Annotated in this window: 14 protein-coding genes; 6 read left to right on the top strand and 8 right to left on the bottom strand. The window is 67.7% G+C overall.

The features are described 5' to 3' along the window. Positions 1 to 53: 53 nt before the first annotated feature. From BMW87_RS27015 to BMW87_RS27035, 5 genes are all read right to left on the bottom strand, one after another. Positions 54 to 512 carry a RidA family protein gene (locus BMW87_RS27015; protein ID WP_093080114.1) on the bottom strand — a complete coding sequence of 153 codons (459 nt, stop codon included), beginning with the start codon at positions 510 to 512 and terminating at the stop codon, positions 54 to 56. Then, positions 509 to 1,477 carry a transglutaminase family protein gene (locus tag BMW87_RS27020; RefSeq protein WP_093050830.1) on the bottom strand — a complete coding sequence of 323 codons (969 nt, stop codon included), beginning with the start codon at positions 1,475 to 1,477 and terminating at the stop codon, positions 509 to 511. The genes BMW87_RS27015 and BMW87_RS27020 overlap by 4 nt, the downstream gene beginning before the upstream one ends. An 11-nt stretch (positions 1,478 to 1,488) precedes the next feature. After that, positions 1,489 to 2,310, bottom strand: coding sequence for a basic amino acid ABC transporter substrate-binding protein (locus BMW87_RS27025; RefSeq protein ID WP_093080116.1), 822 nt, complete (start codon positions 2,308 to 2,310; stop codon positions 1,489 to 1,491). A 35-nt stretch (positions 2,311 to 2,345) separates the two neighbouring features. Continuing rightward, positions 2,346 to 5,096: a circularly permuted type 2 ATP-grasp protein gene (locus BMW87_RS27030; RefSeq protein WP_093080119.1), complete on the bottom strand. Its 2,751-nt coding sequence runs from the start codon at positions 5,094 to 5,096 to the stop codon at positions 2,346 to 2,348. A 62-nt stretch (positions 5,097 to 5,158) separates the two neighbouring features. Continuing rightward, positions 5,159 to 8,671, bottom strand: coding sequence for a transglutaminase family protein (locus BMW87_RS27035; RefSeq protein WP_093080121.1), 3,513 nt, complete (start codon positions 8,669 to 8,671; stop codon positions 5,159 to 5,161). A gap of 141 nt (positions 8,672 to 8,812) precedes the next feature. On the opposite strand from BMW87_RS27035, the gene BMW87_RS27040 reads away from it, so the two are divergent. The 4 genes from BMW87_RS27040 (at position 8,813) to BMW87_RS27055 (ending at position 14,820) form a co-directional block, all read left to right on the top strand. Then, on the top strand, positions 8,813 to 11,260 hold the full coding sequence (locus BMW87_RS27040; RefSeq protein WP_093080124.1) for a DNA internalization-related competence protein ComEC/Rec2: 2,448 nt from the start codon (positions 8,813 to 8,815) through the stop codon (positions 11,258 to 11,260). Between the two features lie 145 nt (positions 11,261 to 11,405). Continuing rightward, complete coding sequence (locus BMW87_RS27045; RefSeq protein ID WP_093080127.1) at positions 11,406 to 12,254, top strand: oxepin-CoA hydrolase, alternative type; 849 nt, start codon at positions 11,406 to 11,408, stop codon at positions 12,252 to 12,254. A gap of 98 nt (positions 12,255 to 12,352) precedes the next feature. Then, the gene (locus BMW87_RS27050) at positions 12,353 to 13,849 is read left to right on the top strand and encodes a circularly permuted type 2 ATP-grasp protein (RefSeq protein ID WP_093050814.1); all 1,497 of its coding nucleotides are present in this window, start codon (positions 12,353 to 12,355) and stop codon (positions 13,847 to 13,849) included. A 14-nt stretch (positions 13,850 to 13,863) separates the two neighbouring features. After that, positions 13,864 to 14,820 (top strand): alpha-E domain-containing protein, encoded by a 957-nt coding sequence (locus BMW87_RS27055; protein ID WP_093050811.1) that lies wholly within the window; start codon positions 13,864 to 13,866, stop codon positions 14,818 to 14,820. A 34-nt stretch (positions 14,821 to 14,854) separates the two neighbouring features. Here the strand turns inward: BMW87_RS27055 and BMW87_RS27060 are convergent, their stop codons facing one another. Beyond that, positions 14,855 to 15,277 (bottom strand): Lrp/AsnC family transcriptional regulator, encoded by a 423-nt coding sequence (locus BMW87_RS27060; protein WP_093080129.1) that lies wholly within the window; start codon positions 15,275 to 15,277, stop codon positions 14,855 to 14,857. A 146-nt stretch (positions 15,278 to 15,423) separates the two neighbouring features. On the opposite strand from BMW87_RS27060, the gene BMW87_RS27065 reads away from it, so the two are divergent. Both BMW87_RS27065 and ctlX read left to right on the top strand, forming a co-directional pair. Next, a complete protein-coding gene (locus BMW87_RS27065) occupies positions 15,424 to 16,473 on the top strand; it encodes an ornithine cyclodeaminase (protein WP_093080132.1) in 1,050 nt (349 codons plus the stop codon). Beyond that, positions 16,473 to 17,417 (top strand): citrulline utilization hydrolase CtlX, encoded by a 945-nt coding sequence (ctlX, locus tag BMW87_RS27070; protein ID WP_218149781.1) that lies wholly within the window; start codon positions 16,473 to 16,475, stop codon positions 17,415 to 17,417. Before BMW87_RS27065 ends, ctlX begins: the two co-directional genes overlap by 1 nt. Here the strand turns inward: ctlX and BMW87_RS27075 are convergent. Both BMW87_RS27075 and glpK read right to left on the bottom strand, forming a co-directional pair. Beyond that, positions 17,414 to 19,057 carry a phosphoethanolamine transferase gene (locus tag BMW87_RS27075; protein WP_093080135.1) on the bottom strand — a complete coding sequence of 548 codons (1,644 nt, stop codon included), beginning with the start codon at positions 19,055 to 19,057 and terminating at the stop codon, positions 17,414 to 17,416. The two genes, ctlX and BMW87_RS27075, sit on opposite strands and share 4 nt — an antisense overlap. A 94-nt stretch (positions 19,058 to 19,151) precedes the next feature. Beyond that, positions 19,152 to 20,648, bottom strand: a complete 1,497-nt coding sequence (glpK, locus tag BMW87_RS27080) for a glycerol kinase GlpK (protein WP_093080137.1) — start codon at positions 20,646 to 20,648, stop codon at positions 19,152 to 19,154. Positions 20,649 to 20,662: the final 14 nt, after the last annotated feature.

A 20,662-nucleotide genomic window follows, 5' to 3' on the forward strand; every position in this document is an offset into this window, starting at 1 on the left:
CCTGACGACCATCGCCGTCAGGCCTCGAATCGTGGAGATGCGAAAGAAGCGGATCAGCCGACTTCAGCAATCAGCTCGATTTCCACGCAAGCCCCCATCGGCACCTGCGCCACGCCGAAGGCGCTGCGTGCATGCGCGCCCTTTTCAGGCCCGAAGACTTCGGCGAAGAACTCGCTCGCGCCGTTGGTCACCAGATGCTGTTCGGTGAAGGTGCCGACCGAGTTGACCAGGCTCATCACCTTGACGATGCGCTTGACCTTGTTGAGGTCGCCCACGGCCGCATGCAGCGTGCCGAGCAGGTCGATGGCGATGGCGCGTGCGGCCTGCTTGCCTTCTTCGGTGCTGATGTTGGCGCCGAGCTGGCCGGCCCAGACCTTGCCGTCCTTCTTCGCGATATGGCCTGAGAGGAACACGAGGTTGCCGGTCTGCACGAAGGGCACGTAGGCGGCCGCGGGGGCGGAGACCGGGGGCAGGGTGATGCCGAGGCTGGAAAGTTTGTCGTAAACGCTCATGGAGACTCCTTGTCTTGGGAAGGCGATTGTGTCCGGGTTTGCGGCAGGCCCTCGATCACTTCCCCCACTGGCTGCACGGTCACGCCGACCCGCAGCGTGTGCCTTGCGCCGCCATGGAGTACGCCGCGCATCGGCGACACGTCGGAGTAGTCGCGGCCGATGGCGAGCGTGACGTAGTCTTCGCCCGGCTGGCGGCCGTTGGTGGGGTCGAAGTCGGCCCATCCGCCTTGACTGCCGACGCCCTCGGGGCCGTCGCCGGGCAGGTACACCGACACCCAGGCGTGCGAGGCGTCGGCGCCCACCAGCCGGGGCTGGCCGGGTGGCGGCTGTGTCAGCAGGTAGCCGCTCACGTAGCGCGCGGGCAGGCCCATGGTGCGGAAGCACGCAATCATGATGTGGGCGAAGTCCTGGCACACGCCTTTGCGCTGCGCGAGGGCCTCGACGGCGGGGGTGTTGATCTCGGTGCTGTCGGCGTCGTACGCGAAGTCTTCGTACATGCGCTCGGTGAGGTCCATCGCCACGTCGAAGGTGGGGCGGCCGGGCACGAAGCTGGCGCGCGCATAGGCCGTGAAGTCGTCGTGGCGCGGCACGTAGGGCGACGGAAAGACGAACTCCGAGGCCGCGTCGAAGGTGGCGTCCTTGCGGAAGCGGAAGCGTTCGCGCACGCTCTCCCAGGGCAGCTCGCGCGCCACGGTGGCGGGCAGCACGGGCACCGAGGTTTCGACCACGCTCTCGGCCGTGACGACGAGCCGGTCGTGCGTGGCCTCCAGCGCGAAGAAGGCACGCGTGTTGCCGTACAGGTCGGCCACTTCGCTGCGCTGCGCGGGCGCCGGCTCGATGGCGAGCTTGTGGCTCACGAGCCGCTGCGAGTCGGTGGCCAGCGGCTTCAGGTGGGCGAGGTGCTGCGCCGTCTCGACCGGCGGCGCGTACTCGTAGCGCGTTTCGTGGGTGACGTGTAGCAGCATGATGGTTTGGCCTACTTCGACTCGGCGCCGAAATGCGAAGCGTAGATCTTGGCGTAGGTGCCGTCGGCCCGGATGCCTTCGAGGCCTTGGTTGATCTTGGCGAGCAGTTCGGTGTTGCCCTTCTTCACGGCAATGCCGTACTTCTCGACCGGGAAGTTCGCATTGCTCACCGTCTTGAAGCCGCCTGCAGTGTTGTTGGCGATGTAGTGCACCACCACGCCGTTGTCGGCCACCACGGCCTGCACGCCGCCGGCTTCGAGTTCCTTGAGCGCGAGCGGCGTCGATTCGAAGCGCTTGATGGCGGTGCTCGATTTGCCCAGCAGCTTGCCCACAACCTCGTCGCCCGTGGTGCCGTTCTGCACGCCGACCTTCAGGGTCTTGATGTCATCGAACTTCGCGACGGGCGAGTCGTTCTTCACGGCAATCAGCTGCCTGGCGTCGAAATACGACTGCGAGAAATCCATCGTCTGGCGGCGCTCGTCGGTGATGGTGATGGCCGACACCAGCAGATCGCGGTCGCCCTGGTCGAGCGCGTTGAAGATGCCTTCCCACGGCGTGTTGACGAACTTCACCTCGATGCCGGCCTTCTGCGCGACCGCTTTCACCACGTCGATGTCGAAGCCCACGATCTCGCCCTTGTCGTTCTGCGACTCGAAGGGCGTGTAGGCGGCGTCGGTGCCGACCACCAGCACCCGGGCGGCGGCAGGTGGAGGCGGTGCGCTGGCTGCGGCGGGCGCGGCAGGCTCCTGCTTGCTGCAGGCCGCGATGGCGAGCGCCGCGAGCATGCCGGCGGCGGTGAGTGCGAAGCGGCGGTTGATGGCGATGCCTGACATGGATATGCCTCCTTGGAACTGTCTTTGTCTGGGAATCAGGCTCCGACCGAGCGCAGCGATTCGGATGTCAGCGTGAAGTAGCGTGTGCCGATCGCATCGGACACATGGTAGGCGGCCGTCTCGCAGTTGGCGAGCAGCTCGACGAGGGCCGGGTAGTTGGCTTCGGGCCCTGCGGCGCAGAGGTGTTCGAGCGTCCAGCCGGCCGGGTCGGGCAGTTCGTACGACAGCGCGGTCAGCTTGCCGGGCGCGCTGCCGGCCAGCCGTGCAATGCGCCCGCGCAGGGTCTGCGTGACCCATGCGAGCGAGCGCGGGTTTTCGGCGTCGAGCACCAGCAGGTCGACCATGGTGGCGACATCGCGGCGCTGCTGGTAGCGGGCGTGGAAGGTGATGGTGCTGTCGAACAGCGCCACCATCGCCTCGAAGCCGCTCACCTCGTGCACGGCGCCGTTGTCGAAGCCGGCCTCCAGCGCATTCGACAGAAAGCCCAGTCGCTCGATGTGGCGGCCGATGGACAGCAGCCGCCAGGCGTCGTCGCGTGTCATGCGGTCGGTCTGCGCGCCGGTCATGGCGGCCAGCGCGGTGCTGGCGGACTCGAGGGCGCGCAACGCGGCACTGCTGGCAAAGCTGCCTTCGCCGGCCTGCTCGGCCGCGCGGCGCAGGAAGTCGGTCTCGGCGCGCACGATCTGGTTCCAGTTGTCCTGCGACAGGCGCTCCCGCACGGCGGCGGCCGCTTGCCGGATGCACATCAGGCTGAAACCCACGCTGCCGCCGCGCTCCACATCGCCCAGTTCGGCGATGAGCGCGCGTTCGAACACGCGGCGCGATTGCGGCGCGCTCGGCACTTCGGCCGGCACCAGTGCATTTCGCAGCGCCATGCGGTGCAGCCATTCGAGCAACGGGCGCGAGGACTGGTCTTCGCTGCCCAGCAAGTTGAGCGTGAGGCGCGCAAGGCGCACGGCGTTCTCGGCACGCTCGGTGTAGCGGCCGAGCCAGAACATGTTCTCCGCGGCGCGGCTGGTAACGGGCGCGCGGTGCCGCGCGAGCGAGGCCGGCGTGGCGTGCGGCTGCAGCAGCGTGGTGCGGTCGACCTCGCCGTGGGTCTGCACCCACACGTCGGCGCTGCTGCCGCCACGTTGCATCGACGCGATCTGCGCATCGGGCCCCGCAAGCCGGGCCAGGCCGCCGGGCAGCACGCGCCACGACTGCGCGCCGTCGCTCACCGCGAACACGCGCAGCAGCACGGCGCGTGGCGCGATGTGGCCCGGGCCCATGTCGTTGGCCCAGGTGGGCATCTGCGACAGCGGCTGGTAGCCCTGCACGGTGTGCACATCGCCTTCTCGCACGATGCGGCCGGCCCATTCGTCGAGCTCGCGCCGGCCGAGCTGGCTGCCGAGCACGGCGTCGAAGCTGGCGCGGCCGTCGAAGCCGGGGTAGGTGGGCTTGATGGCGCAGTCGGCCAGTTGCGGCAGCACCGATTCGAGCGCGGCACGCTCGCCGCACCACCAGGTGGGCAGCGCGGGCAGCTTGAGTTTTTCGCCGATCAGGCGGCGCGCCAGCCCCGGCAAGAAGCCGAGCAGCGCGGGCGATTCGAGGAACGCCGAGCCCGGCATGTTGGCCACCAGCACGTTGCCGGCGCGAATGGCCTGCAGCAGGCCGGGCACGCCCAGCGTGGAATCGGGGCGCAGCTCCAGCGGGTCGAGGAACTGGTCGTCGAGCCGCTTGATGAGGCCGTGCACCGGGCGCAGGCCCTGCAGCGTCTTGAGGTAGAGCCGCTGGTCGCGCACCGTGAGGTCGCTGCCTTCGACCAGCGTGATGCCCAGGTAGCGCGCGAGATACGCGTGCTCGAAGTAGGTTTCGTTGTACGGGCCGGGCGTGAGCAGCGCGATGTGCGGCGGTACGCCGGCCGGGCACATGCGCTGCAGGCCTTCCATCATGGCGCTGTAGGTGGCGGCCAGGCGTTGCACGTGCAGCGCCTCGAAGGCCTGAGGAAACTGCCGCGTGATGGCGAGGCGGTTTTCGAGCAGGTAGCCCAGGCCCGAGGGCGCCTGCGTGCGCTGCGAAACCACCCACCAGTTGCCGTCGGGGCCGCGTGCGAGGTCGAAGGCGGTGATGTGCAGCCAAGTGTCGCCCGGCGGCTTCACGCCGTGCAGCGCGCGCAGATAGCCGGGGTGGCCGCGCACCAGCGCCGGGGGAATGAGCCCTTCGGCCAGCAGCTGCTGCGGGCCGTAGACGTCGGCCATCACCCGGTCGAGCACGCGCACGCGCTGCAGCACGCCAGCCTCGATCTGGCTCCAGCTTTCGGGCGAGACGATCAGCGGGAACAGGTCGAGCGACCAGGGGCGCTGCGGGCCATTGGCGTCGGCGTACACGTTGTAGGTGACGCCGTTGTCGCGGATCTGCCGTTCAAGGCTGGCCGCGCGCCGGGGCAGGTCGTTGAAGCCGCCAGGGCCGAGCTGTTCGAAGAAGGCGTTCCAGGCGGGCGTGAGCGGCGGTTGTTCGCCGGAAGGGCCCTGTGTCTGCGTCTGGGATTGAGACTGCGACGACTGCGATTGGGACTGCGACTGCCCAGCGGCCGGTGGTCGTTCGACCGCGGCGTCGTACAGCAGCGGGGCGGGCGCAGGGGCTGGCGCAGCCCCCGGCACTGGCCGTACAGGCGCTACCGCGGTGGCCTGCCCACGCAGTTCATCGAAATGGCCGGGCAGGGCCGGCGGGGCGAGCGCCGACGCCAGGGCCGCTGGAAACTCCAGTGCCTGGGCGTCGAACAGGGATTCGTTCAAAGGTTCCACAGGAGGGGGATTGTCACACTGCCTTCACGGGTATCCGTTTGGGCAGCGTGCTAAATGTCCCCTTATCGCCGCAGATCCAGCGTGAACGGGAATTCGCGGCTGCCCGGCAACTCGATGGTTGCCGGGGGTGTGCGCATGAGTCCGGGTGTATGGCCGGTGCGGGTGAAGCGCGAGTGGCGGCGGCTTTCCGCCTCGTAGGCGTTGACCGGGAAGGTGTCGTAATTGCGCCCGCCCGGGTGGGCGACGAAGTACTGGCAGCCGCCCAGCGAGCGCTTCATCCAGGTGTCGACCAGGTCGAAGGTCAGCGGCGCGTGGGCCGGGATGCTCGGGTGCAGGGCCGAAGGCGGGTTCCACGCCTTGTAGCGCACGCCGGCCACGAACTCGCCGACCACGCCGGTGGGCTGCAGCGGCAGCACCTTGCCGTTGACGGTGATGACGTGGCGGCTCTCGTTCAGGCCGGTCACGCGCACCTCGATGCGTTCGAGCGACGAATCGACATAGCGTACCGTGCCGCCGGCCGAGCCTTCCTCGCCCATCACGTGCCAGGGTTCGAGCGCGTTGCGCAGCGAGAGCTCCACGCCCATCGCCTGCATCTGGCCCACCAGCGGGAAGCGGAACTCGAAGTGCGGCGCGAACCAGTCGGCATCGAAGGCGAAGCCGGCCTGGCGCATCTCGCTGATGACGTCGTCGAAGTCCATCTTGACGAAGGTCGGCAGCAGGAAGCGGTCGTGCAACTCGGTGCCCCAGCGGGTGACGGGGGCCTTGTAGGGCTCGTCCCAGAAGCGGGCGACCAGCGCGCGAATGAGCAGCTGCTGCGCGATGCTCATGCGCGCATGCGGCGGCATTTCAAAAGCGCGCAACTCCAGCAGGCCGAGGCGGCCGGTGCTTGAGTCGGGCGAGTAGAGCTTGTCGATGCAGAACTCGCTGCGGTGCGTGTTGCCCGACACGTCGATCAGGATGTTGCGCAGCGTGCGGTCGACCAGCCAGGCCGGCATGTTCTGGCCATAGATCTCGCGGTTCTTCGCGATTTCCTTCAGGGCGATTTCCAGCTCGTAGACCTGGTCGTTGCGGGCCTCGTCCACGCGCGGCGCCTGGCTCGTCGGGCCGATGAACATGCCCGAGAACAGATAGCTCAGCGACGGATGGTTGTGCCAGTAGAGCAGCAGGCTGGCCAGCAGCTCGGGCCGGCGCAGGAAGGGGCTGTCGGCGGGCGTGGCGCCGCCCATCACGAAGTGGTTGCCGCCGCCGGTGCCGGTATGGCGGCCGTCGGTCATGAACTTCTCGGCCGACAGGCGGGTTTCGAACGCGGCGTTGTAGAGAAACTCGGTGTGGTCGACCAGTTCCTTCCAGTTGTGGGCCGGGTGGATGTTGACTTCGATCACGCCCGGGTCGGGGGTGACGGCCAGCATCTTCAGTCGCGGGTCGCGCGGCGGCGGGTAGCCTTCCATCACGATGCGCACGCCCAGGTCGCGCGCGGTGGCTTCGACCGCCGCAACCAGGTCGAGATAGTCCTCCAGGCGCGCGAGCGGCGGCATGAAGACGTAGAGCACGCCCGAGGCACTGCCCTTCTTCTCGGCCGAGGGGCCGTTGGCCCGGCGCGGGTCGCGCACTTCGACGCACAGCGCGGTGCGCGTGACCCAGTGGGCCGATTCGCCGCGCAGCGGCTGGCGCGTGGTCGATTTGTCGTCCGCATCGTCAGTTGCTGCTGCAGCCGATGCATCGCCTTCGCCGGCACTGCCCGGCGCCTGCATGCGTAGCGAGGCGGGCACGACGGGCGGTGCGCCGAAGGCATAGGGCACTGCGCCGAGGTCGGCCCCTGTGCCGGTTGTGCCTACGGCATAGCGCGCACGGTAGTCGGCCGCGCTCGGCAGGGCGCCGCGTGGCGCGGTCGGGTCGCGTTCGATCAGGTAGGGGTAGTCGCCCTTGCTGGCCCACGGCTGCGAGTCGAGCGGCAGGCGGTAGCCCATGGGCGAGTCGCCGGGGATCAGGTAGAGCCGGTCGTCGCGCAGGAACCAGGGGCCGGTCTTCCAGGCCGGGCCGGCGAGCGCGGGGGCGTCGCCGTTCGCATTGCCGGGCTCGATGGGCAGCATGTAGCCGATCACCGCGTCGAGCTTCTGCGTGAACACGCGGCGCAGGCGCACACGTTCGAGTTCGTCGTCGAGCTTCGATTCGAAGGGGTCGACGTTCACCGGCAGGCGGCGTTCGCGCCAGAGGTAGTAGTAGATGTCTTCGTAGCCGGGCTGGATGTAGCGCTCGGTCAGGCCGAGCTTGTGGGCCAGCACGGTGGTGAAGCGGCGCGCGTCCTCGCTCGTGTAGTGCGTGGGAAAGCGCTCGTCGGCAAACAGTTCGGGGTCGTGCCACAGCGTCTGGCCGTCGGCGCGCCAGAAGATCGACAGCGCCCAGCGCGGCAGTTGCTCGCCCGGGTACCACTTGCCCTGGCCGAAATGCAGGAAGCCGCCCTTGCCGTACTCGGCGCGCAGCTTGTGCACGAGTTCGGTGGCGTAGCCGCGCTTCGTGGGGCCGAGGGCGTCGGTGTTCCATTCGGGCGCGTCGCGGTCGCTGGTGGCCACGTAGGTCGGCTCGCCGCCCATGGTGAGGCGCACGTCGCCGGCCTTCAGGCGCGCGTCGACAGCGTCGCCCAGGGCCAGCACTTCGGACCACTGCTCTTCGGTGTAGGGCTTGGTGACGCGCGGCGATTCGTAGATGCGCGTGACCTTCATCTCGTGGCCGAACTCGACCTCGGATTCGTCGACGCCGCCCTCGATGGGCGCCGCGCTCGAAGGCGTGGGCGTGCAGGCCAGCGGAATATGGCCCTCGCCGGCCAGCAGGCCCGAGGTGGCGTCGAGGCCGATCCAGCCTGCGCCCGGCAGGAACACTTCGCACCAGGCGTGCAGGTCGGTGAAGTCGACCGTGGTGCCGCTAGGGCCGTCGAGCGCCTTCACGTCGGGCGTGAGCTGGATCAGGTAGCCCGAGACGAAACGCGCGGCCAGCCCGCAGTGGCGCAGCAGTTGCACCAGCAGCCAGCCCGAGTCGCGGCATGAGCCGCTGCCGCTGGTGAGCGTTTCTTCCGGCGTCTGCACGCCGGGCTCCATGCGGATCAGGTAATTGACGTCTTGCTGGACCTGCTGGTTGATGCCGACCAGGAAGTCGATGGTGCGCTGCTCCTTGCGATCGATCTTGTCGAGGTAGGCCTGCAGCAGCGGCGTGGGAGCTTCGGTGACGAGGTAGGGGGCGAGCTCTTCGGCCTGCGAGGCCGTGTACTTGAAAGGAAAGTTCTCGGCCTGCGGCTCGAGGAAGAAGTCGAAGGGGTTGTAGACCGCCATCTCGACCACGAGGTCGACCGTGACCTTGAATTCGCGCGTCTTCTCGGGGAACACGAGCCGCGCCTGGTAGTTGGCGAACGGGTCCTGCATCCAGTTGACGAAGTGCTCGGCCGGCTCGACCCGCAGCGAATACGAGATGACGTTGCTGCGGCAATGCGGCGCGGGACGCAAGCGCACGACCTGTGGGCCCAACTGCACCAGGCGGTCGTATTTGTAGTGGGTGACGTGGTGGAGAGCGGCGTGAATGGACATGCGTTTTTGTGTGCAGTACTGCGAGATTGCATCGAAAAGATGTCTCTTGTGAGACGCATACTAGCCCAGATGCCAAGCAATTAACGCGCCACTGAGCGTGACTTTGGGGAGGGTTTGCATCATGGGTTCGGGAGTTTTTCGTTGACGCCGTTTCGTGCGTCCGGTGGCGCCGTGGGCGCAGGGTGGGGGTTTGCGGCGCTGGGTGGCTCGCTGCTGGGAGCGGCCTTGCAGTTGCAGCAGGCGGTGCTTTGGCCGGCGTGGGCCTACGCCGGCTTGCTGTTCGTGGCAGTGGCCGGCCTGTGTTGGCGACGCATGCCGGGCAGGGGCCTGATGCTCATCGCCTTGCTATGCGGCGCGATGGCCGGCGCAGGGCTCACGGGATGGCGCGCGGCGGTCTATGCGAGCGGCGCGCTCGACCCGGCGCTCGAAGGGCGAGACCTGCAGGTCACGGGCGTGGTGTCGGAGATGCCCCAGCGAAACGAAGCTGGAACGCAGTTCCGCCTGGATGTCGAGTCCGCGGGTTGGGCCGATCCGGATGCGCAGGGGCGGCCCGCGGTGCCCGATCGCATTGCACTCGGCTGGTATGCCGAAGGCTCGAGCCTGTGGAGCCGTGCTTCCGAAAGCCGCGCGCCCTTGGCCAGCACAGTCGGCTCCCTGCACGCCGGCGAGCGATGGCGGCTGACGGTGCGTCTGAAGGCGCCGCATGGCAGCCGCAATCCCCATGGCTTCGACAGCGAACTCTGGATGTGGGAGCAGGGCCTGCATGCCAGCGGCTATGTGCGAACCGGCGCGCGCGATGCGGCGCCAATGCTGGTGGCAAGCACGTGGTGGCATCCCATCGAACGCGCACGCGAAGCCGTACGCGACGGCGTCTTCGAGCGCGTGCCCGACCGCGCGCAGGCGGGCGTGATCGCGGCCCTGGTCACCGGCGACCAGAGCGCCATCGACCGCTCGGGCTGGGACGTGTTCCGCGCCACGGGCGTGGCACACCTGATGTCGATCTCCGGCCTCCACGTCACGATGTTTGCCTGGCTGGCCGCGCACGTCGTCGGCCTGCTCTGGCGGCGCAGCGCGCGGCTGATGCTGCGCTTGCCGGCGCAGCAGGCAGCGTTGATAGGCGGCGTGCTGCTGGCCACGCTCTACGCGCTCTTCAGCGGCTGGGGTGTGCCCTCGCAGCGCACTGTGTGGATGCTGGCGACGGTCGCGCTGCTGCGCCTCACGGGCCGGCGCTGGCCTTGGCCGCATGTGTGGCTGCTGACTGCGGCCGTGGTGGTCGCGCTCGATCCGTGGGCCTTGATGCAGGCCGGCTTCTGGCTGAGCTTCGTGGCGGTGGGCGTGCTGTTCGCCACGGACGCCGCGGTGCCGGGCGAGCGGAAGACCGGTGCCGCTTCCCGCCTGTTGCAGTTCTTTCGCGAGCAATGGGTCATCACGCTGGCGATCACGCCGCTGAGCCTGTTGCTGTTCCAGCAGGTGTCGTTGATCGGCCTGCTGGCCAATGCGGTGGCGATCCCCTGGGTCACGCTCGTGATCACGCCGTTGGCCATGCTGGGCGTCGCCGTGGCGCCGCTGTGGGACCTTGCAGCCCGGGCCGTGCAGGTGCTGGCGCTGCTGCTGCAATGGCTGGCCGGGCTGCCGTATGCCACGCTGTCGATGGCCGCGCCGCCTTTGTGGATGGCCGCTTGCGGCGTGGCCGGCGGTGCATTGCTGGCCATGCGGCTGTCCTGGTCGCTGCGCAGCCTCGGCATTCCGCTGCTGCTGCCAGTGTTGCTGTGGCAGGCGCCCCGGCCGGCGGCCGGCGAATTCGAGTTGCTCGCTGCCGACATCGGCCAGGGCAACGCGGTGCTCGTGCGCACCGCCACGCACAGCCTGCTCTACGACGCCGGCCCGCGCTACAGCCTTGAAAGCGATGCCGGCCATCGCGTGCTCGTGCCGCTGCTGCGGGCCTACGGCGAGCGCCTCGACATGCTGGTGCTGAGCCACCGCGACACCGATCACACCGGCGGTGCGCCCGCGGTGCTCGCGATGCAGCCGCGGGCCGAGCTGCTGAGTTCCCTCGAAGCCACGCATCCGCTGCAGGCGACGCTGGCGGCACGGCGTTGCGAGGCGGGGCAGGCCTGGACCTGGGACGGCGTGCACTTCGAGGTGCTGCATCCGTTCGACACCGACTACCGCGGCTTCACCAAGCCCAATGCCGTCTCGTGCGTGCTGCGCATCGGCAACGGGCGCGCGGCGGCGCTGCTGGCCGGCGACATCGAGCGACTGCAGGAGGCCGCGCTCGTCGTTCGCACGCCGCAGCTGCTGCGCGCCGACGTGCTGCTGGCGCCGCACCACGGCAGCAAGACTTCGTCGAGCCCGGCCTTCCTCGATGCGGTGCAGCCGGGCATTGCCTTTGTCCAGGCGGGGTATCGCAACCGCTTCGGCCATCCGGCGCAGGAGGTGGCGGCGCGCTACCGGGACCGCGGCGTGCGGCTGGTCGAAAACACCCGCTGCGGCGCCGCTCACTGGACCAGCACACGCCCCGCCGACGTGGCCTGCGAGCGCGAGCGCCATGCGCGGTACTGGCAGCACAGCCCTGAAATCGTGAATTAATTGTCAAAAGTAGTCCGAAAGGCCACTTGTCAGCGTGCTCGTACTGGCGTCCCATGCGTTGTATCGTTTGGCTACAACTCAGAAGAGGGGACAGCATGAGCAACCGTCAAGGCCTTCGGTGGGACCTGTTGTCCGGGCATACGCCGTGACGGCCACTGTTCCGGCCATCACCAGCACGAGCGCCGCGGCCGCACCCGGCGCGCGGCTCAAGATGCACCGCGAAGGCCCGGTGCTGGTGCTGACGCTGAGCAACCCCGCGGCGCGCAATGCGCTCAATCCGTCGGTCTACCGCGCGGCCGCCAAGGCGATGCGCGCCACCTCGGGTTTTCGCACCGTGCGTGCCATCGTGTTGTGCGGGGAGGGCGATCATTTCAGCGGCGGCGGCGACCTGCGGCGCCTGGCCCGGCAACGCAAGCTGCCGGCCGCCGAGCAGCATGGCCACATCGATGCGCTGCACGAATGGATCATGGCGATCCAGGAGGCTCCCCAGCCCGTCATTGCCGCCGTCGAGGGCGCGGCCATGGGCGGAGGCTTTTCGCTGTGCCTGGCCTGCGACCTGATCGTGGCCGCGGAAGACGCGAAGTTCGCCATGTCCTATGTGAATGTGGGCCTCACGCCCGACGGCGGCGGCACCGATTCTCTGGTGCGCGCGTTGCCGCCGCAGGCCGCCATCGAAATGCTGCTCGACGGCACGCCCAGCACCGCGAAGCGGCTGCACGAACTGGGCGTGGTCAACAAGGTCGTGCCGCATGGGGAGGCCGGCGCCACCGCGCTCGCCTGGGCGCAGCAGCTCGCGCGCGGCCCGTTCGAGGTGCAGGCGCGCATCAAGCAGCTCGTGTATTCGGCGCGTGGGCGCAGCCGGCGTGAGCAGCTCGACGCCGAGCGCGAATCCTTCTTGGCCAGCCTCTACAGCGACGAGAGCGGGGAGCGCATCAAGGGATTTCTCTCGCCCCGCAAGAAGCTGACGGCCAGCGAGGAAGGGCCTGGGCGCTGAGCGAAGAAAAAGTCTTCCGGCCCGTCTCCGGCCTTGGCATAAGGGGTTCTACTGGCCCTGAACTTGCTAAGCTATAGCTCAAGGAGATTGGTCGTTCCATGCACAAATTTGACGAGATGTATGAGCAGTTGCCCTATGCGGGGGCTGCAATCCGACAGCACTACAAGCGCTACGACCAATGGCTCGCGAAGCAACCCGGTGAGGTGATGCGTTCGCGGCGCGAAGAGGCGGAATTGATTTTCCGCCGGGTCGGCATCACCTTCGCGGTGTATGGCGCCAAGGACGAGGACGGCTCCGGCACCGAGCGGCTCATCCCGTTCGACCTGCTGCCTCGCATCATTCCCGCCCACGAGTGGGACAGCATGGAAAAAGGGCTGGTGCAGCGCGTCACGGCGCTCAACCGCTTTCTTCACGATGTCTACCATGACCAGGAAATCATCAAGGCCGGCATCATCCCGGCCGAGCAGATCCTGAACAACGCCCAGTTCCGCCCCGAGATGATGGGCGTGAACGTGCCGCACAACGTCTACTCGAACATCTCGGGCATCGACATCGTTCGTGCCCCCGATGCCGACGGAAACGGCGAGTACTACGTGCTCGAAGACAACCTGCGCGTGCCCAGCGGCGTGAGCTACATGCTCGAAAACCGCAAGATGATGATGCGGCTCTTCCCCGAGCTGTTCAACCAGAACCGCATCGCACCGGTCGCGCACTACCCCGACCTGCTGCTCGAAACCCTGCGCGCCAGTGCGCCGCCGGCCACGGCCGAGCCCACGGTGGTGGTGCTCACGCCCGGCATGTACAACAGCGCCTACTTCGAACACGCCTTCCTCGCCCAGCAGATGGGCGTGGAACTGGTCGAGGGCCAGGACCTGTTCGTCAAGGACAACTTCGTCTACATGCGCACCACGCGCGGACCGCGCCGCGTCGACGTGATCTACCGCCGCGTGGACGACGACTTCCTCGACCCCGAGGTGTTCCGCCCTACGTCCACGCTCGGTACCGCCGGCCTGATGCGCGCCTACCGCGAAGGCAACGTCGTCATCTGCAATGCAGTGGGCACCGGTGTGGCCGACGACAAGTCGATCTACCCCTACGTGCCGAAGATGGTCGAGTTCTACCTCGGCGAAAAGCCGATCCTGAAGAACGTGCCCACCTACATGTGCCGCAACAAGGACGAGCTGCAGTACACGCTCGACAACATGAAGGACCTGGTCGTCAAGGAAGTGCACGGCGCCGGCGGCTACGGCATGCTGATCGGCCCGGCCGCCACGCAGGCCGAGATCGAAGACTTCAAGAAGGCCGTGATCGCCAAGCCCGACGGCTACATCGCCCAGCCCACCCTGAGCCTGTCGACCTCGCCCACCTTCGTCGACGCCGGCATCGCGCCGCGCCACATCGACCTGCGCCCCTTCGTGCTCTCGGGCAGCGAGGTGCAGATGGTGCCCGGCGGCCTCACGCGCGTGGCGCTGAAGGAAGGCTCGCTGGTGGTCAACTCGTCGCAGGGCGGCGGCACCAAGGACACCTGGATTCTCGAAGCCGACCGCGCGCCCAAGCCCAAGGCGGCGCCCGCGCAGTCGCAAAGCCAATCGTAGTAGGAGCACAACCGATGCTGTCTCGCACTGCCGACCATCTCTACTGGATGTCCCGCTACACCGAGCGCGCCGAGAACACGGCGCGCATGCTGGACGTCAACTACCAGACCTCCCTGCTGCCGCAGTCCGCCGAAGTGGCCAAGTACGGCTGGCAGGGCGTGCTCTCCATCAGCGAGCTGCTGCCCTGGTACAACAAGAAGTACGACCAGATCACGCCACACGACGTGATGGAGTTCATGGTCAAGGACGAGAGCAATGCCTCTTCGATCGTCTCCTGCCTGAAGGCCGCTCGCGAGAACGCACGTGCCGTGCGCGGTGCGCTCACCACTGAAGCCTGGGAAACGCAGAACACCACCTGGCTCGAAGTCAACCGCATGCTCCGCGCAGGCGATTTCGAGCGCGACCCCGGCCAGTTCTTCGAGTGGGTCAAGTTCCGCTCGCACCTGTCGCGCGGCGTCACGCTGGGCACCATGCTGCAAGACGAGGCCTTCTACTTCTCGCGCCTGGGCACCTTCCTGGAACGTGCCGACAACACCGCGCGGCTGGTGGACGTGAAGTTCCATGCGCTCAACAGCGAGTTCTTCGGCGCCGCCACCGAGGAAGACCAGGAGTACGACTTCTATCACTGGAGCGCGATCCTGCGCAGCGTTTCGGCCTTCGAGGTCTACCGCAAGGTGTACCGCGACGTGATCAAGCCCGAGCGCGTGGCCGAGCTGTTGATTCTTCGTGCCGACATGCCGCGCTCGCTGCACGCGAGCCTGGTCGAGGTGGTGAACAACCTCGCGAAGGTGCAGAACGAGCAGAGCGCCGAAACCCAGCGCCGCGCCGGCAAGCTGCTGGCCGATCTGCAATACGCGCGGGTCGACGAGATCCTTGCGACCGGCCTGCATGCCTACCTCACGCAGTTCCTCGATCGCGTGAACGAGCTGGGCGGGCGCATCAGCCAGGACTTCCTGGTTCCCGCGCACTGAGCGGTAGAGAGCCGGTGCGCCGCTGGCGCCCGGCTCAGAGCTTGTGCGTCGAAAGCAGGATGCTGGTCTCGGTGCTCGAGATGCCTTCGATCTGCCGGATGGCATTGAGCACCTTGTCGAAGGCTTCTAGCGAGTCGGAGCGCAGCTCGGCCATCAGGTCCCAGCGGCCGTTGGTCGAGTGCAGGGCCACGACGTTGGGGTGACCGCGCAGAACTTGGCTCACGCGCTCGGCGCGGTGCCCTTCGATCTCGATGCTCATGATCGCGCGGATGCGGTGCGCCTCCGCTTCGGGCTTCAGCCGCACGGTGTAGCCGACGATGGTTCCGTCGTTCTCCAGTTTTGCAATCCGGTTCTGCACGGTCGCCCGCGCCACGCGGAGCTTCTGGGCCAGGGCCACCACCGGCATGCGCGCGTCGTCGCGCAGCAGGGCAATGAGTTGTCGGTCGATGTCGTCCATTGCCATTTGTCAAATTGCTAATCAGATCGAGCGAAATGTAAGGTTCAAGGGCTAACTTGACAAGTTGGAGGGTTCAGTCTGACATGTCTCCCCGGAACAATCGAAAGACGGCTGCGCGATGCTGCCGGACCGTTCAGGAGACCCCCATGACCCGCTTCATCGACGTTCCCGCCATGTCCCGCCTCGTGCAGGAGATCGGCGTGGCCCCCTTCATCGGCGCATTGGCCGACACCATCCGGGAAGACTTCATCCGCTGGCCTGATTTCGACAAATCGGCCCGTGTGGCAAACCACTCGGACATCGGCGTCATCGAACTGATGCCTGTGTCGAACGCCTCGCGCTACGCCTTCAAGTACGTCAACGGCCATCCGGCCAACACCGGCAGAGGCCTCTACACGGTGATGGCCTTCGGCGTGCTCGCCGATGTCGAGACCGGCTACCCCGTGCTGTTGTCTGAGCTGACCCTTGCCACTGCGCTGCGCACCAGCGCGACCTCGCTGATGGCGGCGCGCGCATTGGCGCGGCCCGGCGCGCGGTGCATGGCGCTCATCGGCAACGGCGCGCAGAGCGAATTCCAGGCATTGGCTTTTCACTGCCACTTGGGCATCGAGGAAATCGCCGTGTACGACATCGACGCCCGGGCCACCGACAAGCTGGTGCGCAACCTCTCGGCCTTTTCGTCGCTCAAGATCATTCGTGCCGACTCCACGGCGCAGGCCGTGCACGGCGCCGACATCGTGACGACCGTGACTGCCGACAAGGCCTGCGCCACCATCATCACGCCGGACATGATCGAGCCGGGCATGCACCTGAACGCCGTCGGCGGCGATTGCCCCGGCAAGACCGAGCTGCATGCCGACGTGCTGCGCGGCGCGCGCGTGTTCGTCGAATACGAGCCGCAGACGCGCATCGAGGGCGACATCCAGCAGTTGCCGAAAGACTCCCCCGTGGTCGACCTGTGGCGCGTGCTGGCCGGCACGGCAACGGGGCGCGAAAGCGCTGAACAAGTCACGGTGTTCGATTCGGTCGGCTTCGCGCTCGAGGACTACGCCACCTTGCGCTATGTGCACGAACAGGCCGAACGTCGCAACCTCGGCGTGGACGTCGAGCTGGTGCCCCGGGCCGATGACCCGAAGGACCTGTTCCGCCACACTCGCAGCGGCGCCTCGCGTGCTGTCATCCGAAGGGTGGCTTGATGACGCCGGCCGCGATCCGCTCCGTTCAGGCGCCGGCCGCCGTGGTCATGGTCCGTCCGCACAGGTTCACGCCGAACCCGGAGACTGCTGCCGACAACGCGTTCCAGACCGCAGCCGCCAAGGAGGCCGCGCAAGCCGTGGCCGACGCCGCCTATCGCGAGGTAACGGCAGCCGTCGAGCAGCTCGAAGCCGAAGGCGTGCACGTGCATCTGTTCGAAGACCGGGGCGAGCACGACACGCCGGACTCGGTCTTTCCCAACAACTGGTTCTCCACCCACCCGGGCGGGCACGTTGCCATCTACCCGATGCATTCGCCGAGCCGCCGCCGCGAGCGGCGCAGCGACGTGATCGAGATGCTCAAGGCCAACTACCGGGTGCAGGACGTCATCGACTATTCCGGCCTCGAGCACGACGGCCTGTTCCTGGAGGGCACCGGTGCGATGGTGCTCGACCACCTGGCGCGCGTGGCCTACACGGCTCGCTCGAACCGGGCCGATCCGGTGGCGCTGGAGCGTTTCAGCACGCACTTCAATTTCGAGCCGATGCTGGTGGATACGGCCGATGAAGCCGGCCGGCCGATCTATCACACCAATGTGCTGATGTGCGTGGCCACGGCCTTCGCGTTGGTCGGCTTCGACATGATCCCGGATGCGCATCGTGCGGCCGAGGTGCGCGCCCGGCTGGAGGAATCGGGGCGCGAGGTCATTGCGCTCACCGCAGGGCAGATCGCCGAGTTCGCAGGCAATGCAATCGAGCTGTCAGGCCGCGATGGCCGCGTGCTCGCGCTGTCGCAGCGCGCCTGCAACAGCCTGAACAGCCAGCAGAAGGCTGTCATCGAACGGTCCGCGCGGCTGGTTCCGCTGCCGGTTCCGACGATCGAGATGGCGGGCGGATCGGTGCGCTGCATGATCGCCGGCATTCATCTGTCGCCCCGGCACGGCTAGCGCGAAAACGATTCGACCGCCACCGGAATCGTGGGCGCCTGCCAGCGGTAGGCATCCTGCAGCACATCGCGTTCCGGCTTCTGCCCGTTCCACTGGATGTGGAGCAGGTCCATCAGCGTCCAGCCCGACCAGTCTGCGCGAAACGGGTGCTGCTGCGCCGCGGCCGACGGCAGCGGTTGCTGGTTGCGCCACACGACAGCCGGAATGCGATAGCCCGAGGCGGTCGCCGGGCTGTGCCCCGCGCGGTCGCTGACGTGGCCTACTTCCTGGCCATGGTCCGACAGGTACATCCACGCGCGGTAGTCGCCCGGCTTGCCCGCGCTGCGCGTCTGCTGCAGCAGCTCGGACACCACGAAGTCGTGATACAGCAGCGCGGCGTCGTATTCCTGGCGGAAGCGGCGCACCCAGGCCGAGCGGCCGTCTTTCACGAGGCCGTTCTCGACCGCATCCACATCGTCGTCGAAGGGGTTGGCGTTGGCCGGAAAGCGCAGGCTGTAGTGCGGATGCGCGCCCATCAGATGGACCACGATCAGCTTGCGGTCGGTGCTCGTATCGGCCAGCGCCTCCTGCACGCAGTCGAGGATCTCGCCGTCCAGCGAGGCGCTGGCGCGGCCGGGCGTGCGGTTGACCATGTCGACCACGTCGGCGAGGCGCGCATGCTGCTGCTCGATGGCGAGGTCGTCATGGTTGCTGATCCACCAGACCTTGTAGCCGGCAGCACGCGCCAGCGCCAGCAGGTGCGGCGGGTTCTCGCTCTCGGGCAGGCCGAAGTGGAACATGTTGCGCAGCGCGGGCAGGGTGCTTGCGTCGACGGACCAGGCGTTCTTCAGCACCGCCATCTGGTCGCCGGTCTGCGCCTTGTGCGCCAGCAGGCGGGGCGTGGTCGGGCGGCCGTAGCCGTACAGCGCCATGTTGTCGCGGTTGATGCTGTCGGTGATGACCAGCACCACCGTGGAAGGGCCGGTCTGCGAAATCACGGGTGCGATGCCTTTGGCTTGCGCCATCAGGCGGTCGCGCTGCTTCTGCTGGTCGGCCCAGGCGGTGCGCAGCGTGTGAACGGAATTTGCCCACTGTGTCCAGAAGACTGCGGGATGCAGCCGGCGCCAGGGTTTGCTTGCGTAGGCTACGCATGCGACGAGAAGCAGCAGCGCGATCAGCGCCACGACCCATCGAACAGGCCGGGCTGATGTAGTCGCCGCATCGGCTGCAGCGCCGCGCTGCGCGAACATGCCCACGAGCACGCCTGCTACCACCAGCGCGGCACACCACACCGCAGCCGAGCGCCAATGCATCCACAGGTATTCGGAGCCCTCGCGCGCATTGGTGTTGGCCGCTGCGCCCAGCACCATGGCACCGTCGGGCGCGGCCTGGTAGGCGTCGAGCAGATAGGCGCGCACCGCGCCGTCGAGTGCGAAGCCCATGGCCCAGAGCCAGACCAGCAGCGTGCGTATGCGCCGCATCCGAGCGCTGCGCAGCGGCCACGCAAGCCACAGCACCATCGGCATTGCCAGCACCGCGAGCTGCGCCATGCGGCGGCCGTCATGGCCGAGCGCGATGAGCGCCAGCAGCGTCGCGCCCACCACGCCGCAGGCGAGCAGCGCGTTGCGCGATGGAGAGACTTCGTTGGTTGGAGTGGTCAAACAGGCAGCGCGGCAAGTCGGGGCGGCCGAATTCTGCCCCGGGGCTCGTGCAGCGGACCTCAGTTCCCCGATGGTGGCGAGGTCTTTTGGATCATCAGGTCGCAGTGGCCTGGCGCACCGCACGCTCCCAGCGCGCCATCGATTCCTCGGCCTGCGCGCGGCCCATGGTCGGCATGAAGCGGCGTTCGATCTTCCACAGCTTCGAGAGTTGGCGCGCGTCGGTGTAGACCCCGGTCGACAGCCCCGCGAGGTACGCAGCGCCCAGCGCGGTGGTCTCGATCACTTCGGGCCGTACCACCGGAATGCCCAGCAGATCGGCCTGGAACTGCATGAGCAGGTCGTTCACGCTCGCGCCGCCGTCCACGCGCAGTTCGGCCACGGGCTTGCCGCCGGCGGCCACTGCGTCGCGGCTCATGGCTTGCAGCAGCGCGGCGCTCTGGTAGGCGATGCTTTCCAACGCGGCGCGCGCAATGTGCGCAACCGTGGTGCCGCGCGTGAGGCCGGTGATGGTGCCTCGCGCATCAGCATCCCAGTAGGGCGCGCCGAGGCCGGTGAAGGCCGGCACCATCATCACGCCGCCGGCATCGGGCACGCTCTCGGCCAGCGACTGCACTTCGGCGCTGCCCTTGATGGCCTTGAGGCCGTCGCGCAGCCACTGCACCACGGCACCGCCGACGAACACGCTGCCTTCCATGGCGTACTGCGGCGTTGCATCGGTCTGCGCGGCGCTGGTCACGAGCAGGCCGTTGTGCGAGGGCTGGAACGCGCCGCCGGTGTGCATCAACAGGAAGCAGCCGGTGCCGTAGGTGTTCTTGGCCATGCCGGCCTCGAAGCAGGCCTGGCCGAAAAGGGCGCTCTGCTGGTCGCCGGCCACGCCGCCGATGGGCAGCGTGTGGCCCAGCAGCGCCGCATCGGTGTCGGCGAAGTGCGAGCTCGAGGGCTGCACCTTGGGCATCAGCCCGGCGGGAATGTCGAGTGCCTTCAGCAGGTCGGCATCCCACCCGTTGCTGTGCACGTTGAAGAGCATGGTGCGCGAGGCGTTGCTCACGTCGGTCACGTGCACCTTGCCGCCGGTGAGCTGCCACATGAGCCAGCTGTCGACCGTGCCGAAGGCGAGTTCGCCGCGCTCGGCCTGCGCACGCGCGCCGGGCACGTTGTCGAGCAGCCAGCGCAGCTTGGTGCCGGAGAAGTACGCGTCGATCACCAGCCCGGTCTTCTCGCGGATGGTGTCGGTCATGCCCTCGTCGCGCAGCCTGGCGCACAAGGGCTCGGCGCGGCGGTCCTGCCAGACGATGGCGTGGTGCACTGGCTGGCCCGTGGCGCGGTTCCACAGCACGGTGGTTTCGCGCTGGTTGGTGATGCCGATGGCGTGGATGTCGGTGGGCTTGAGCTTCGCCTTGGCGAGCACTTCGCGCGCGGTGGCGAGCTGGCTGCGCCAGATTTCCATCGGGTCATGCTCGACCCAGCCCGGCTGCGGGTAGATCTGCGTCAGCTCTTTCTGCGCGATGGCGACGATGTGGCCTTCGCGGTCGAACACGATGCTGCGGGAGCTCGAAGTGCCCTGGTCGAGGGCGAGCAGGTAGGTGGTCATTCGTTCGTGTTCTT

It is taken from the genome of Variovorax sp. OV084 (genome assembly GCF_900111625.1).
Classification (GTDB): Bacteria; Pseudomonadota; Gammaproteobacteria; order Burkholderiales; family Burkholderiaceae_C; genus Variovorax.

Bases quoted from the DNA above. Each gene is read 5' to 3' on its own strand.
- BMW87_RS27065 (WP_093080132.1), top strand. From the start codon at position 15,424: ATGACCCGCTTCATCGACGTTCCCGCCATGTCCCGCCTCGTGCAGGAG.
- BMW87_RS27020 (WP_093050830.1), bottom strand. From the start codon at position 1,477: ATGCTGCTACACGTCACCCACGAAACGCGCTACGAGTACGCGCCGCCG.
- glpK (WP_093080137.1), bottom strand. From the start codon at position 20,648: ATGACCACCTACCTGCTCGCCCTCGACCAGGGCACTTCGAGCTCCCGC.
- ctlX (WP_218149781.1), top strand. From the start codon at position 16,473: ATGACGCCGGCCGCGATCCGCTCCGTTCAGGCGCCGGCCGCCGTGGTC.
- BMW87_RS27025 (WP_093080116.1), bottom strand. From the start codon at position 2,310: ATGTCAGGCATCGCCATCAACCGCCGCTTCGCACTCACCGCCGCCGGC.
- BMW87_RS27035 (WP_093080121.1), bottom strand. From the start codon at position 8,671: ATGTCCATTCACGCCGCTCTCCACCACGTCACCCACTACAAATACGAC.
- BMW87_RS27055 (WP_093050811.1), top strand. From the start codon at position 13,864: ATGCTGTCTCGCACTGCCGACCATCTCTACTGGATGTCCCGCTACACC.
- BMW87_RS27015 (WP_093080114.1), bottom strand. From the start codon at position 512: ATGAGCGTTTACGACAAACTTTCCAGCCTCGGCATCACCCTGCCCCCG.
- BMW87_RS27060 (WP_093080129.1), bottom strand. From the start codon at position 15,277: ATGGACGACATCGACCGACAACTCATTGCCCTGCTGCGCGACGACGCG.
- BMW87_RS27050 (WP_093050814.1), top strand. From the start codon at position 12,353: ATGCACAAATTTGACGAGATGTATGAGCAGTTGCCCTATGCGGGGGCT.